Below are 13659 nucleotides of genomic sequence, written 5' to 3' on the forward strand. Positions count from 1 at the left end.
ATGCGCTTTTCATTCTCCATGGCGGCTTATCTGAAAGTGGCCGTGGCCGGACTTACGTTGTTCGGCTGTTCCGCTGATCGCGACGTTCAGCCCGCGGGTCTCTCCCCCGACTGCCTGGTCAAAGCGTCTACTACGTCAGGGCAGCCCATTGCGGGTGCGTATATCGTAACCTTTAAAGAGGACCCGACGACCGCAGTTCCCAACGCCCGGCAAAGCGTCGTTAGTCCACAACAAAGCGTTAGTCGGTTGCTGACCCGCCATCAGATCACGAACCTGCAGACCGAACTGCTCCTGACCGGCGAACGCAGCAGTTTTCTGGCCCACCTGACGGACGAAGAAGCCACCCGCTTACAGGCCGACCCCGCCGTTGAATCCATCGAGCCGGATCGCGTCATGGCAATTTGTGGCTGCGTAGACGTTGAAACGCCTAAAACGCTGTTGTGGAACATTCAGCAGACGGGCTACGGCCGGGGCGACCTGCAAACCAACAAAACGGTCTGGATTATTGACACCGGCATTGACCTGACCCACCCAGACCTGAATGTCGATACCGAACGCAGCGTCTCGTTCATCAGCGGCAAAACGGCCAACGATGAGAACGGACACGGCACCCACGTAGCAGGTATCATCGGCGCGAAAAACAATAACGTAGGGGTTACCGGCGTAGCGTCGGGCGCTCGTCTGGTTGCCTTAAAAGTGCTGAACCAGTTGGGCGAAGGCCGGTTATCGGGTCTCCTTCAGGCCGTCAATCATGTCATTAAAAATGGTCGCGCGGGCGATGTGGTCAACATGAGTCTGGGTGGCGAAGGCACCTCGGCCACGCTCGATCGGATCGTTCGGCAGGCCGCCGATATGGGGATTCTATTTGCGATCGCGGCCGGTAACGATGGGAAAGACAGCGACGGGTACGCTCCGGCCGGAGTCAACCACCCGAACGTATTTACGGTTTCGGCCATGAACCGGACTAACCAGTTCGCAAGTTTTTCCAACTTCGGCGCCAGCGTGGACGTCTGCGCTTATGGCGTCCGGATTACGTCGACCTATAAGAACGGCCAGTATGCAACCCTTTCGGGTACGTCGATGGCTGCGCCCCACGTAGCGGGCCTGCTGTTGATTCGCGGGAGTAACCTGCCGACGCACGGCAGCGTGCAGGGCGACCCCGACGGCAAACCCGACCCTATGGCGGGGCAATAGGCAAAGAAACAACCAGTCCCCAAGACCGACCGGATTTACTAGAGCAGATCCGGTCGGCGCATACGGGTGCGTTCCAGCGCCTGCTCGTGCCGCCACTCGTCAATTCTGGCTTCGTGGCCCGACAAGAGAATGTCGGGTACGCGGTGCCCTTCAAACTCCGCCGGGCGCGTATAGACCGGTGGGGCCAGCAGATTGTCCTGAAAGGAGTCGGTCAGGGCCGAAGTTTCATCGTTCAAAACGCCCGGCAGCAGCCGGATAATCGCGTCGGATAAGACACACGCGGCCAGTTCACCACCCGACAGGACGTAATCGCCGATGCTGATTTCCTTGGTAATGAACAGCTCGCGAACCCGTTCGTCCACGCCCTTGTAGTGACCGCAGAGAATGATCAGATTCTGACGTAATGAGAGCGCATTGGCCGTCTGCTGATTCAGCGTCTGCCCATCGGGCGTCATATAGATTACTTCGTCGTAAGTGCGTTCGGCCTGCAGCGCCCGAATACAACGCGCAATCGGCTCGATCTGCATGACCATACCCGCACCCCCACCGAAAGCGTAATCATCCACCCGCCGGTGTTTGTCGGCCGTGTAGTCGCGCAGGTCGTGGACAACAACCTCTACGTACCCGCCCTGCTGCGCCCGCTGCAGAATTGAATGCGCAAAAAAGCTTTCCAGCAGCTTCGGCAGACACGTAATGATATCAATCCTCATCGGTAGCGTCCTCATCGCCGTCAACTTCCGGCTTCTCCTTGCTGTTGTCTTCCATGTAAATTTCCAGCAGACCAGCGGGCAGGACCACGTTCAGTTTCTGATTTTCCCGGTCGACCGTCCGGACGATGTCGCTGTTGATGGGAATCAGCACTTCCTTACCCTGATAATCCATCGCGATCAGATCCTGGGCGTTCATGGCGTACACGCCCCGCACCGTGCCTAACGCACCGGCTTCGGCGTCCACAACCTGATACCCCACGATTTCGTGGAAGTAAAATCGGGTTTCGTCTGTGATGGGCTCCAGATTTTCCAGCGGCAGATACGCTCCGCAGTTAATCAGCCGTTCGGCCTGCTCGATCGTGTCGATATCCTCGAAGGCCACGATGGCCCGACTGCCTTTCACAATCGCGATAGATTCGATAAAATACGGAATCAGCTCGCCCTTCACTTCCAGCAGGACCGAGTCCAGATCGGCGTATTCAGTTGGATCATCAACATCCAAGAAAAGAACCAGTTCACCGCTGACACCGTGGGTCTTGGTGATGTGGCCTACCTGATAGCAATCGTCTTTTGTCACAGTATTCGTAGGGTATAAAAAGAGCCTGTCCAGATACGAACAGGCTCTTTATTAAAAAGTTTACCGGATGCCGGAACGCCGGTCCGGTCGAAAAACTATTCGGCAGCCGGTGTTTCTTCGGGTGCAGCCGCTTCGGTGGCCGGAGCCTCCTCGGTCGTAGCTTCAGCAGCCGGTGCTTCTTCAGCAACGGGCTCTTCCACCTTGTTTTTCTTGGCGATAGCCTCGGCGCGGGCTTCGTTCACCTTACGCTCAGCTTCCAGACGAGCGGCACGAGCCTGCTCTTTGGTCTGCGTTTTGGTTTCGGCAGCACCGGCTTTCCGGTTCTCTTTGTCTTCTTTCCAGGTCGTGTATTTCTCATCGGCCTGCTCCTGCGTAATCGCACCTTTGTTCACGCCCACCTGCAGGTGTTTGCGGTACATGATGCCTTCGTGCGACAATACCGAACGGGCAGTATCGGTCGGCTGGGCACCTACCATGAGCCAGTAAACGGCCCGTTCCGACTTCAGGGCGACCGTCGAAGGGTCGGTGTTGGGGTTGTACGTACCGATTTTCTCGATAAACCGTCCATCACGGGGCGAGGTTGACTCAGCCACAACGATGTCGTACATCGCCATCTTTTTGCGTCCACGACGCGCTAAACGAATTTTAACAGCCATTTGTGCTTGTTGGTTTTGATGGGGGACGCGTCCCCCGCGTAAAACGTGGCCGCAAAGGTACGAAAAAAAGTTGACTTTTATTAACTGTCTTCGTAAAGTGCTGAACTTTTCACAAACCTCTCCCTGAACGTTTAGCTGACAAGCTCACCGTAATCTATCAATCTAATGCGCGGATTAAACAAAGTAACGCTAATCGGCAATCTTGGTAACGACCCCGAGTTTCAGAAACTGGAAGGCAATACCAGCGTTGCTAAATTTTCACTGGCAACTACTGAAAGCTACAAAGACAAATATGGGCAAACGCACACGACCACAGACTGGCACACGGTAGTACTTTGGCGTAGCCTTGCCGATTTAGCTTATAAGTATTTACAAAAAGGCAGTCTGGTTTATGCGGAGGGTCGGCTGAAGACCCGCAGCTACGATGATAAAGAAGGCAGTAAACGCTACGTAACGGAAGTAGTGGCCGATCAGATTATTATGCTGGACAAAAAGGCCGTCGACAATGAATGAGCAAGTAGTCAAACCGGCCGAACAAATGCCGGGCGTAACTTTTGAGCAGGCACTTCACCATCAGAAGGCCGTCATTTTTATTCGCTTTGTTGATGATCCTGTCCTGAACAAATGGGTAAGACAGTTAACAGGCGCTTTCTGGAGCCATACGCAAAAAGCCTGGTATGTGGTTGATAATGCGCATTACCGGCGACAATTTGGCATTGCTCCACCCCTGGTAGGGAAAACAGTCATTGCTCAAATACACCCAGTTAACCAGCCAGCTCTTCAAAGACTAATTGAAACGCTGCAACTGAAATCGTACAGCGCCAGCACCCTGCAAACGTATCGTAATGAGTTTGCTCAACTCCTGTATGTACTCAAGGCAGTACCAGTCGACTCGCTGGATGCTAACCGGCTTCGCAGCTACTTTCTATACTGCGTTAATACCCTAAAATTATCAGAGAATACGCTGCACAGCCGAATCAACGCGGTAAAATTCTTTTTTGAACAGGTGCTGCACAGGGAGCGGTTTTTCTTTGAGATTCCACGACCTAAGAAGCCATCTATTCTACCCAAAGTGATGTCAACCGCCGACATAAAACGACTTTTTGCCGTTACTACCAACCTCAAGCATAATACCATGCTCAAGGCAAGAAAGACCGATATGTCAACTTACCGGATAGTATACTTAACCAATTGCGGGAATATTATATAACTTATCGCCCAAAGAAATACCTGTTTGAGGGACAGTACGGGGAGCAGTACAGCAAACGAAGTGCACAACAAGTTTTCAAAATGGCCCTTTCTAAAGCTAAGATAAATAAAGAAGTTGGCATTCATGCGCTTCGGCACAGTTACGCTACCCATTTGCTTGAGAATGGGACTGACATTAAATTCATACAGGATTTACTTGGTCATAACGATATAAAAACTACATTGCGTTACATACAAGTAAGTGACCAAAGTTTGAAAAAGGTAAAAAGTCCATTAGACACCTTATAGTACAGTACGCGCATTTTGTATTGTTTGCACGCGATAACAATACAAAATACGCATTGCGTTTTTTGTATTGTTCAAGCCTGAACCCAGCTAAGCATACCCATAAGTTATTGACAAATAGTGATTTAACAATTTAAATCATAGTACTTGGATTCTTCCAAGGAAAATGTAAAATTTGGCTTGACGCGTAAAACATGCGTCTATTTATGAGTTGTGCGTCACTTTACAAAACACTGTATAATCAAAAATGTATGGAGACAAAAGACATTATTCAGATAGTAGTTTCATCTATTGCAGCAATAATCGCTTTACTTGCGCTCTACAATTCTATACGGATTTATAAAACAGCTAATAAACAATTCGGCTTAGGGACGAGACAATTTGAAATAGCAGCTAAATCGTTTACTGACAACCACGATTATGCAAAACGTCAATTTTCTATAAATTTTATTTCTAAGTGGGACGACACAAACTTTGTTCAAGCACGAAAATGTATCAACAATAAATGGCCAAAAGCGTTTTTAGACCCTGACGACATCAATTGGAATGAGATAAAAAAAGTTAGGGAGGAAGAATTAGCAGCACTTACAGCAGAAGGTAAAGTGCATTCCCAAGCTTTGATTATCACAGACCATATGAATTTGGTGCTGAATTATTTTGAAACAATGGCAATTGCAATTGAGAATAAAGTTGCACACGAGATAATAATGAAGCAGGCATTTTATCACACTTTCCACAGTTGGTTTATTGTGCTTTCTGACTACCGTGAGCATGTAAACAAAGCAAGAAAATATCATCCATGGAAAGTCATTGAAAAACTGCATGATGAAAAATGGTATCCCTCAAATCCTTCTGTAAATACACCATTAGACGAGACCGGAAAATTGCCGGAGTGACGAAAAGCGAACGCACAACAATCGGTTTGGCGTTATGGCGGCGGGACGTTGGAGCAATCGGCAGCAGTTCGCTATTCATCTGTTGTTCCAGCAGGACGTTATAAATTTGGCAGTAGAAAAATCAATGAACATTTGTACATTTAATCAGCAACAATTATCGGCTGACGCAACACGGAATACCGCCACAACGCCAAGCCGTCAACGTTAGCAGCTATTTTCACAAACTTAAAAAAGGTTACAGAAAATAGGGGTACGCTTGAAAAATCAACCTAACTTACTTCCTTACATACAAATATTTTCCATCATGCAAAAGCTATTGACTTTATTTCTTTTCACTTGTCTTTCTAAAATTATGTATGCACAGATACGTTTTGATGAACTTCCCAAAGCGGAACAGGAAGAAATAATGAAACAAGCAGGCGATATTAATAAAGTTACATGGGCAAAAGGTTTGATTGCTATCACACCAGATGGAAAGGTATGGGACAAGCAAACATATAAAGCTCCTGTGATCCCTGGTGATTCAGTGAAATACAATGGCACCCCTGAAACAGAATTTATCTACAGGTCTTTTAAAGGTCTTCAACCGCCTATAATCTATGTTTACAACGGCAATACAATCGTCGTCCACGGATTAGTTGAGGTGCATGCGGAAAGGAAAGGACAGCCCATACGATTCACGGTAGCACGACTGGAAACCTACATTAAAACGGATGGCAGATGGGCTTTGGCTGCAGGCAGTGGCACTTATGTAGAGCCACCTACTCCAGAGAAGAAGTAAGTTCAAAAGCATAAAACCCAAACAGCTGCTAACAGTGTGTTTATAAAATTGTGGCTTGACGTTAAGCATTCAACTATAAATCATTCTTTTGCTTATGTGGTTAATTGAAGCGGAGGTTTTTCAATTGCCACAACTTCATAAACACGTTTAACGTTAGTGGCAATCTTATTTACATCGTGTAATAACCAATGAACGAAGACAAGAATAAATACATACGGGGTGATAACAGCTTAAAGAAAGACTTTGTTAGGGCTGGGAATCTGCTTCAAAAATTTAATCAAGCAGACTATGAAGCTAATGAGTTCAAAAGAGAGATATTAAACGAACTATTTGGTTCAGCTGGAGAAGGCATATCTGTTGAACATAATTTTCATTGTGACTTAGGTTACAATATACATGTTGGGAAAAACTTCTACGCGGGATTTAACTGTACCATTTTAGATATGGGGGAAGTAAAAATTGGAGATAACTGTTTAATAGCTCCAAACGTTGGAATTTATACAGCAGGACATAATATAAATCCCATAAACAGACATAAGACTGGATTTGCCAAACCAATTACTATTGGTAACAACGTATGGATTGGTGGTCATTGTGCCATTATCGGAGGGGTTACCATAGGAGATAATTCTATTATTGCTGCTGGTTCTTTAGTTACAAAAGATGTTCCTGCAAATACAATTGTTGGTGGTAATCCTGCAAAGAAGCTAAGAAACATAAACACAGAACAATAAACAGAATACCCAAACCGACTACCGCTAACAACAGCTTTAGCAATAGTGGCTTTAGGAATAGATTTAAACAGAATATCGTTAATAGGCTTTGGAACAGTAGTGAGATAGCAAAACCATCAATGCCACTACTGCATAAAGCTGAAAAACGTTAGTGGCAAGTTTGTTTGACATTCCGTTTATTAAAGAGATTTTCGACAATCTACTTCTTGAGAACTTTCTTAAAGTTAATTTCGGCTATACACATAGCAGAGACAATTAGTAGTCCCCCAAAAAATATTTCTTTTGTAAATTTCTCGTTTAATATAAAAATGCCTGCAATAGTAGCAAAAACAGGTTCAAATAAATAAGTTAAGGCAACTTTTTCTTCGCCCAAATGACGTTGACCAGCATTTTGAACAGCATACATATATGCAGTTGCAGGGATAGCAGCAAAGAGAACACCAGACCAAAATCCATCGGTTTTCGGAAACCAAATAGCATTTGAATCAAACTGAGCAAAAATTAGACATCCTACAGCACAGAATAACATTAGTAGAATAACAGCGGGCATAGGATTTTTTTCATTAGAAAATTTACCTACTTGAAGCACATAAAAAGCAAATCCAAAAGCACAAGCAATTATCCAAAGGTCACCAACATTTAATGACAATCCATCTTTTACAACAATTATGTACAATCCCAGTAAAGCTAAAAAACAGGCGACCCAAATTTTTGATTCTACCTTCTTTTTGTAAACAAGAAACTTCAATATTGGTATAAGCAAGACGTCCAACCCTGTAATAAATGCCGAATTTGAAACAGTTGTATATTTTAATCCTATCGTCTGTAAAATCGTTCCAGCCAATAATGGAACTCCAATTAAAACACTTATTTTCAAAGTATTTTTAGTTATGTACTTTAATTGATTAAAAAAGACGGCAGCCAGACAAGCAGTGGCAATTACAAATTTGTAGAATAAAAATACAAAGGGTGAGCCATTCCCAACACCAACTTTTACAAATGTGAAGGAAATACCCCAAAAAGCCGTTCCTAAAATTAAAAGGAATAAGTAAAGATGTCTTTTTTGCATACACAATAGTTTAACGTGTTTAAATTAAGCTATTAGAGTATGCATTTGAAGTGCAAAAGAAAAACTAATATTCCCAATTCTCTTCTCTAATGTTGGAATATTAATCTGTAAAATTCCTATCCGGCTGCAAAGATAATAATAGAATCGGTGTCGACAAAACCTGCCACTAACATTGGGTTTGCTGCTATGGCGGGGCGACGAACATGTCATCAGCTATGTATGAGCATCGGCTACAGTTCCAGCGTGACGAATAACATTGGGCAGCAAATCTTATCTTCAACAACAAAATAAAACCGGGCTGCGGTTCGGGGGCTGGACGTTCCCTGAATGCCGCCACAGCAGCAAGCCCTGTTCGTTGGCTGTAATTTGTGGATAGTTCATAATCAAAATATTTTTCATTTTTATTTATTTAATACTTTGAATCATGACACAAGAACTTCCTCCTCCTGTACTTTTAATGCAAATGCTTTTCGGTTTTGCCTCATCTCGTGCAATTGGCGTTACTGCAGAATTACATATTGCGGACTTATTAAAGGATGGCGCAAAAACCGCGGATGAATTAGCCCGACAAACAGGAGTTCATGCCCGTTCTCTTTATCGGGTGTTACGTGCTTGCGCCAGTGTTGGTGTCTATTCCGAAGACAATGAAAAAAAGTTCTCATTAACTCCATTAGCCGAACCATTGCTTAGTAATGCACAAGGTAGCTTACGTGCTTTCGCTGAAATGATAACTTGCGATTGGCAATTTCAGACCTGGGCAGAACTTCCATACAGTGTTAAAACAGGCAAACCTTCTTTTGATAAAGTACATGGCAAATCGTCATTTGAATATTTCTGGAGTAATGAGAAAGCTGGAAAGGTTTTTAATGATGCCATGACCAGTAACAGTGCTTTTTCAAGTGTTGCCGTAGTAAATGCCTACGATTTTTCTTCCGTTTCAAAATTGGTGGATGTTGGTGGCGGACATGGATTTTTACTGGCTTCTATTCTTGCAAAATTTGGTAATGTAAAAGGTGTATTGTATGACACCCCTGCTATTGTTGCCGAAGCAGAAAAACTTTTACATGAACATGGTGTAGCAGAGAGGTGTGAAACTGTAGGCGGTGATTTTTTTGAATCGGTACCCCCAGGTGGAGATGGTTACATCATGAAACACATTATCCATGATTGGAGTGATGAGCAATGTATTGCTATACTTAAAAATTGCAGGAAAGCTATGAAAGAAGGAGGAAGGGTATTAGTAGTAGAAATGGTGGTACCTGAAGGCAATGAACCGTCTCCTGCCAAGTTCCTTGATTTACAAATGTTGCAATTTTTACCAGGTTGTGAACGAACAGAAAAGGAATATGAAGCATTATTCGATGAAGCAGGACTGAGCTTAACGCGAATTATACCAACTATGTCTCCATTTAGTATTATAGAAGGATTTACTAAACAGTAAGAAACGAATGGATAAAACTACAGCCAACAAGAGTATTGCCAATAGTGGGGCTGGACGTTGGAGCAATCGGCAGTAAATTGCTATCAGCTTCTGTTCCGGCTTGACGGAATTCTATTGGATTTCACAATAAACTTTCAATTTTTGTAATTAATTTGTACTCCAGTCGGCCAGGGCTGATGGTTATAAAATCCCTACCATCGTAAATACCTGATACGTTAGCGGTAATTTGTGACAAGAGTTGAATAGAAGTTGATAACATCTAAAAAGAATACCGTCATGAAACATCAAAAAAACGTATTGCGGGGAATTTTGTTTCCCGTACTCTGTGCTGCGATGTTTTCTTGTGCCACAAAAGTGCCCAAGCTTAATGTCAACGAAGCCCACCATTCTCATTCTGAAACAGCTTCCGTTAAAAAATACGTAACCGTAAAGTCTTGGGAGCACCAACGTGAGCTTTACATCAAACGGGGCATGTCCGAGACCGAAGCTGACGCCAAGATTTCAGCGCTTCTAACAGGTTTGAAAGACATGAACCGCTCTGCGGGTGATGACCGCATCGGTGTTGCTGCGCCCCCGTTTCAATTTGACGCTTGGCTCAACTCCAAGCCGCTAACTCTGGAGGATCTTAAGGGTAAAGTCGTTCTGGTTCGTTGGTTTACTGACACTTGTCCTTTCTGCGCCAGCAGCGCCCCAGCGCTTCGATCGTTATACGAGGAGTACGCAAACAGTGGCTTTATGTTAATTGGTGCATACCATCCAAAGGACGGGAGGGATGATCCGCTCGACATCCAACGTGTGCAAAGTGTGGTAGAAGCCAGGGACTTTAAATTTCCGGTAGCAATCGATTGGAAGTGGCGCACCGGAACACTAAAGGACTGGTGGCTAGCGGGCCCCGAGCGTCCTGCAACCTCTGTTACATTCATATTAGACAAGTCCGGGATCATACGGTTCGTCCATCCCGGTATGGAATACCACGATGACAACGGCACTGAGCTACACGCAATGTGTACGGACGACATGGTTCGAATTCGTGCTGCCATTAAGCGGCTTGTCGCTGAGTAGATCGACTGCAGCGACACCTCTTAACACGACAAAATAAGGAATACACAAAAACAACTAACCGCTAACATGCGGTTTGGCGTTATGACGGGGCGACCCAACGCAGCATCAACTGTAGTAAACTAATCATCTTCAGTTCCAGCACGACGTAACGCAGGTGTTCAGCAGAAATAACTATTAAACGTTTTATCTTTAATCGGCTCTGGGCTCGGGTCGTGACGTTTTCCAAATACCGCCACACCGCCAAGCCGTCAAACGTTGTGCGTCATGCTGTATAAGTAGGCCCAAAAACAATATGTGTTTTATAAGTTATATTTCTCTATAGAATAAACTGGTTTAAATGCTTCTATTGATCAGCTAAAAAAATTTTCCTCTATAAGTACAGGTTATAAAATTCAAAAGGAGCATTGGTAAGGTTTCAGGCCTTGTAGATTTAGTAAATATATTTATATAAATAATATCTAGCTCCCATGAAAGCGAACTTCCGCATGGCATTGCTTATCATCTGTGGATTTATTTCATCCTGTACCTCAAAGCAGGGTAAACAACTTACTGATAGTCCATTGCTGGGAGCGGGATTTGGCATTAACAGTGCTACATTAATTGTACAGGATTTAGATAGCGCCCGAAATTATTACGTAAAGGTTCTCGGGTTTACTATGCCTTCACCTGAGAAATTTGAAAAAGGCACGTATGAGGGAACCTTGAGTGCCTATGCTCGTTTTCCGGACCAGTCGTCCATCGAGCTTCTTTCGGTTAAGGACACAGGACTGGTTGCAAAAAAGCATTCATTCATTACCGCTTTTCTTCAGCGTAATCAGGGTGTGCGACTGTATGCACTGTCTACGTCTTCGGCTGATACAACGCTTCACTGGATTAAGTCACAAGGATTTAAAACAGACCCGCCCCGCTCTGGCCGTACTACTGTAGAAGTGCCAAAGGGATGGGATTGGGATGATGGCGGACCGCAGTGGCGCAGTGTAGAATTTAACAGTAAGAACCCGCCGGCCTATCTTCCCAGCTTTTTGCAATATGTTGGTCTGCCTTACCAGGAAATTCAAAGCATCTGGAAGCCCTACGCATGGCGTAAATATTATGAGGATAACCCGAATGGCGTAATAGGCATATCGTCGCTGCGGATTGTTGTCAGCAACCTCAAAACTGCGCGTAAAAAATTCAAAAAGATCGGATTAAGGGAACTGGAAGAAAGCGACACGGCAGCGCTTTTTAGCATAGCACAAAACCAGACGCTGCAGGTGATGGCGCCCAGATTACCCGGCGATGCATACAGCCGGTTTTTGAAAACGCGTGGACCCGGTGTGTATGCTATATGTTTTGAGGTGAAAAGTCTTAAGGCTACACGTGACTTCCTGAACAAGAAGTTGCCGGCCAAGGCTTTGCTCGCGGATCGATCAAGAAAACGGTTGACTGTATTGAAGGAATATGCGCACGGTGTCCAGCTTGAATTTATCGAAGAATCAAAAGAGCAGGCTCAATTAGCTAAAATATTCAGCTTCAAGGAAGGCACGAAACTCGACCAGGCTTCAGTACGCTATGCATCAGCCACTTATGCAAAATATTGCGCCTTGTGTCACGGCAAAAACCGCGAAGGTTATGCAGCAGATTTTGCCCCATCGTTACGTTCCCATACGTTAATGGCATCCACTCAGTTACCCAGATCCAGCTACAATTATCTCCGGCATACAATTTATTACGGGCGCTCAGGTACGGCTATGGCCCCTTATGCAAAAAGCCAGGGCGGCCCGCTGGATGGGGATGACATTGACTTACTATTACAGTGGCTTTACGAGTTAAGCGGGGTTAAAAAACCGGTAGAAATGTCGGCAAAGCCTGTAATCGGAAATGTAGCGCTTGGAAAAAAACTATACGCCAGCCATTGTGCGGCCTGTCATGGAGCAAAGGGAGAAGGCGTTCGTGCCCCTGCGTTGGGCAATCCCATGCTGTTAGCCACGGCGAGCGATGCTTTTTTACGTTACACCATTTCAGAAGGCCGGGATAATACGCCAATGCCGTCTTTCAAGGATAGTCTCAGCAAGGTTGAAATAAATGCGGTCACGGCCTATATCAGAAGCCGGGCGTCGGGGTGGAATGCGCCCGCAGCAATCACTACCAAAGAACCCCTTCCTGAACATTATGTATTAAACCCCCACCACAAAGCGCCAAAGTTTACATTACGCGAGGGTCGTTACGTATCGGCCGAACAACTTCTTAGAGCGTTAAAAGACAGCACGCGCATGATTGTACTCGACGCCCGATCGAAAGCGGCCTGGCATCAGACGCATATTCCCGGTGCTATTTCCGTGCCTTACTATGAACAGCCGGATAAGTTCATTAAGGATATTCCAAACGACAGCACCTGGATTGTAACGTATTGCGCCTGCCCGCACGCGGCATCTACCCAGGTCGTGAACACCCTGAAACGCTTCGGTTATAAACATACAGCCATCCTCGACGAAGGAATTCTTGTGTGGGCACAGCGCGGGTATCCTGTTCAGTACGGGCAGGACAACCGGACTAACAAGTAACGTATATAGGTACAAGTTAACAATAGACAGCCTGTCTGCACCACTATCTGCTAGTGGCTATTGGCAGCCTACACTATATCCCACCGCTTTTTTCTCTGTTGCTGACCCCTCTACTAATGTCTGCTTCTGATGTGCTATATATTTTATCAGGTACGCCAGGAACCTGGTCATACGCCCCAATAAACAGCCTGAGCCATAGGACTTCTCCAGTAATAACCTTAATTTTATTCAACAATCTTTTGGGGCTTTACCGTAATGAATGCCACTACGTCATTCCGTATTGGTTAATCTCAATTGAAGATCAGGCCCTGAAGGATGGTGAAGTATCTCTAACAGGCACTTACCATGAGAAAGGCAGGCTTGTTCACGCTCGGTTTGCTGGTTCTCCTATCAGGCTGCAGGCAGAAAAAAACCAGTACCTCAACCGAGCTGGTTGATGCACTACAGCTCAAACGGGGAGAAATTGTTACGTGCGGTCCTCCCGATCAGCAATTTGGCTCGG

Annotated in this window: 15 protein-coding genes; 11 read left to right on the top strand and 4 right to left on the bottom strand. The window is 45.4% G+C overall.

Annotation, left to right across the window (positions count from 1 at the left end):
• Positions 1 to 1194, top strand: coding sequence for a S8 family peptidase (locus tag HNV11_RS15325; RefSeq protein ID WP_171740500.1), 1194 nt, complete (start codon positions 1 to 3; stop codon positions 1192 to 1194).
• Positions 1195 to 1232: 38 nt separating this feature from the next.
• Here HNV11_RS15325 and trmD read toward each other — a convergent pair whose 3' ends face one another.
• The 3 genes from trmD to HNV11_RS15340 all read right to left on the bottom strand — a co-directional run bounded on the left by trmD (position 1233) and on the right by HNV11_RS15340 (position 3137).
• Positions 1233 to 1904, bottom strand: a complete 672-nt coding sequence (gene trmD, locus HNV11_RS15330; protein ID WP_171740501.1) for a tRNA (guanosine(37)-N1)-methyltransferase TrmD — start codon at positions 1902 to 1904, stop codon at positions 1233 to 1235.
• Complete coding sequence (gene rimM / locus HNV11_RS15335) at positions 1894 to 2481, bottom strand: ribosome maturation factor RimM (protein WP_171740502.1); 588 nt, start codon at positions 2479 to 2481, stop codon at positions 1894 to 1896. The genes trmD and rimM overlap by 11 nt, the downstream gene beginning before the upstream one ends.
• A gap of 95 nt (positions 2482 to 2576) precedes the next feature.
• Positions 2577 to 3137 carry a 30S ribosomal protein S16 gene (locus HNV11_RS15340; protein ID WP_171740503.1) on the bottom strand — a complete coding sequence of 187 codons (561 nt, stop codon included), beginning with the start codon at positions 3135 to 3137 and terminating at the stop codon, positions 2577 to 2579.
• 165 nt (positions 3138 to 3302) lie between these two features.
• Here HNV11_RS15340 and HNV11_RS15345 point away from each other — a divergent pair, with 165 nt between their 5' ends.
• The 6 genes from HNV11_RS15345 (at position 3303) to HNV11_RS15370 (ending at position 7042) form a co-directional block, all read left to right on the top strand.
• A complete protein-coding gene (locus HNV11_RS15345; RefSeq protein ID WP_171740504.1) occupies positions 3303 to 3650 on the top strand; it encodes a single-stranded DNA-binding protein in 348 nt (115 codons plus the stop codon).
• Positions 3643 to 4347: a phage integrase N-terminal SAM-like domain-containing protein gene (locus tag HNV11_RS15350; RefSeq protein WP_171740505.1), complete on the top strand. Its 705-nt coding sequence runs from the start codon at positions 3643 to 3645 to the stop codon at positions 4345 to 4347. The genes HNV11_RS15345 and HNV11_RS15350 overlap by 8 nt, the downstream gene beginning before the upstream one ends.
• Entirely contained in the window at positions 4329 to 4634 is a 306-nt protein-coding gene (locus tag HNV11_RS15355; RefSeq protein ID WP_240163471.1) for a tyrosine-type recombinase/integrase, read from the top strand. The genes HNV11_RS15350 and HNV11_RS15355 overlap by 19 nt, the downstream gene beginning before the upstream one ends.
• Before the next feature lie 248 nt (positions 4635 to 4882).
• The gene (locus tag HNV11_RS15360) at positions 4883 to 5527 is read left to right on the top strand and encodes a DUF4760 domain-containing protein (RefSeq protein ID WP_171740506.1); all 645 of its coding nucleotides are present in this window, start codon (positions 4883 to 4885) and stop codon (positions 5525 to 5527) included.
• A 304-nt stretch (positions 5528 to 5831) separates the two neighbouring features.
• A complete protein-coding gene (locus HNV11_RS15365) occupies positions 5832 to 6308 on the top strand; it encodes a nuclear transport factor 2 family protein (RefSeq protein WP_171740507.1) in 477 nt (158 codons plus the stop codon).
• Positions 6309 to 6496: 188 nt separating this feature from the next.
• Complete coding sequence (locus tag HNV11_RS15370) at positions 6497 to 7042, top strand: sugar O-acetyltransferase (protein ID WP_171740508.1); 546 nt, start codon at positions 6497 to 6499, stop codon at positions 7040 to 7042.
• Positions 7043 to 7241: 199 nt separating this feature from the next.
• On the opposite strand, the gene HNV11_RS15375 is transcribed toward HNV11_RS15370, so the two are convergent.
• Positions 7242 to 8111: a DMT family transporter gene (locus tag HNV11_RS15375; protein ID WP_171740509.1), complete on the bottom strand. Its 870-nt coding sequence runs from the start codon at positions 8109 to 8111 to the stop codon at positions 7242 to 7244.
• Positions 8112 to 8535: 424 nt separating this feature from the next.
• On the opposite strand from HNV11_RS15375, the gene HNV11_RS15380 reads away from it, so the two are divergent.
• From HNV11_RS15380 to HNV11_RS15395, 4 genes are all read left to right on the top strand, one after another.
• The gene (locus HNV11_RS15380) at positions 8536 to 9552 is read left to right on the top strand and encodes a methyltransferase (protein WP_171740510.1); all 1017 of its coding nucleotides are present in this window, start codon (positions 8536 to 8538) and stop codon (positions 9550 to 9552) included.
• Between the two features lie 276 nt (positions 9553 to 9828).
• On the top strand, positions 9829 to 10614 hold the full coding sequence (locus HNV11_RS15385) for a peroxiredoxin family protein (protein ID WP_171740511.1): 786 nt from the start codon (positions 9829 to 9831) through the stop codon (positions 10612 to 10614).
• Between the two features lie 467 nt (positions 10615 to 11081).
• Positions 11082 to 13157: a c-type cytochrome gene (locus tag HNV11_RS15390; protein WP_171740512.1), complete on the top strand. Its 2076-nt coding sequence runs from the start codon at positions 11082 to 11084 to the stop codon at positions 13155 to 13157.
• Positions 13158 to 13273: 116 nt separating this feature from the next.
• On the top strand, positions 13274 to 13594 hold the full coding sequence (locus HNV11_RS15395) for a hypothetical protein (RefSeq protein WP_171737707.1): 321 nt from the start codon (positions 13274 to 13276) through the stop codon (positions 13592 to 13594).
• Positions 13595 to 13659: the final 65 nt, after the last annotated feature.

Origin of the sequence: Spirosoma taeanense, assembly GCF_013127955.1 — a bacterium.
Taxonomy (GTDB): Bacteria; Bacteroidota; Bacteroidia; order Cytophagales; family Spirosomataceae; genus Spirosoma; species Spirosoma taeanense.

Bases quoted from the DNA above. Each gene is read 5' to 3' on its own strand.
- HNV11_RS15370 (WP_171740508.1), top strand. From the start codon at position 6,497: ATGAACGAAGACAAGAATAAATACATACGGGGTGATAACAGCTTAAAG.
- HNV11_RS15360 (WP_171740506.1), top strand. From the start codon at position 4,883: ATGGAGACAAAAGACATTATTCAGATAGTAGTTTCATCTATTGCAGCA.
- HNV11_RS15350 (WP_171740505.1), top strand. From the start codon at position 3,643: ATGAATGAGCAAGTAGTCAAACCGGCCGAACAAATGCCGGGCGTAACT.
- HNV11_RS15380 (WP_171740510.1), top strand. From the start codon at position 8,536: ATGACACAAGAACTTCCTCCTCCTGTACTTTTAATGCAAATGCTTTTC.
- HNV11_RS15325 (WP_171740500.1), top strand. From the start codon at position 1: ATGCGCTTTTCATTCTCCATGGCGGCTTATCTGAAAGTGGCCGTGGCC.
- HNV11_RS15375 (WP_171740509.1), bottom strand. From the start codon at position 8,111: ATGCAAAAAAGACATCTTTACTTATTCCTTTTAATTTTAGGAACGGCT.
- HNV11_RS15345 (WP_171740504.1), top strand. From the start codon at position 3,303: ATGCGCGGATTAAACAAAGTAACGCTAATCGGCAATCTTGGTAACGAC.
- HNV11_RS15365 (WP_171740507.1), top strand. From the start codon at position 5,832: ATGCAAAAGCTATTGACTTTATTTCTTTTCACTTGTCTTTCTAAAATT.
- trmD (WP_171740501.1), bottom strand. From the start codon at position 1,904: ATGAGGATTGATATCATTACGTGTCTGCCGAAGCTGCTGGAAAGCTTT.
- HNV11_RS15385 (WP_171740511.1), top strand. From the start codon at position 9,829: ATGAAACATCAAAAAAACGTATTGCGGGGAATTTTGTTTCCCGTACTC.
- HNV11_RS15395 (WP_171737707.1), top strand. From the start codon at position 13,274: ATGTCTGCTTCTGATGTGCTATATATTTTATCAGGTACGCCAGGAACC.
- HNV11_RS15390 (WP_171740512.1), top strand. From the start codon at position 11,082: ATGAAAGCGAACTTCCGCATGGCATTGCTTATCATCTGTGGATTTATT.
- HNV11_RS15340 (WP_171740503.1), bottom strand. From the start codon at position 3,137: ATGGCTGTTAAAATTCGTTTAGCGCGTCGTGGACGCAAAAAGATGGCG.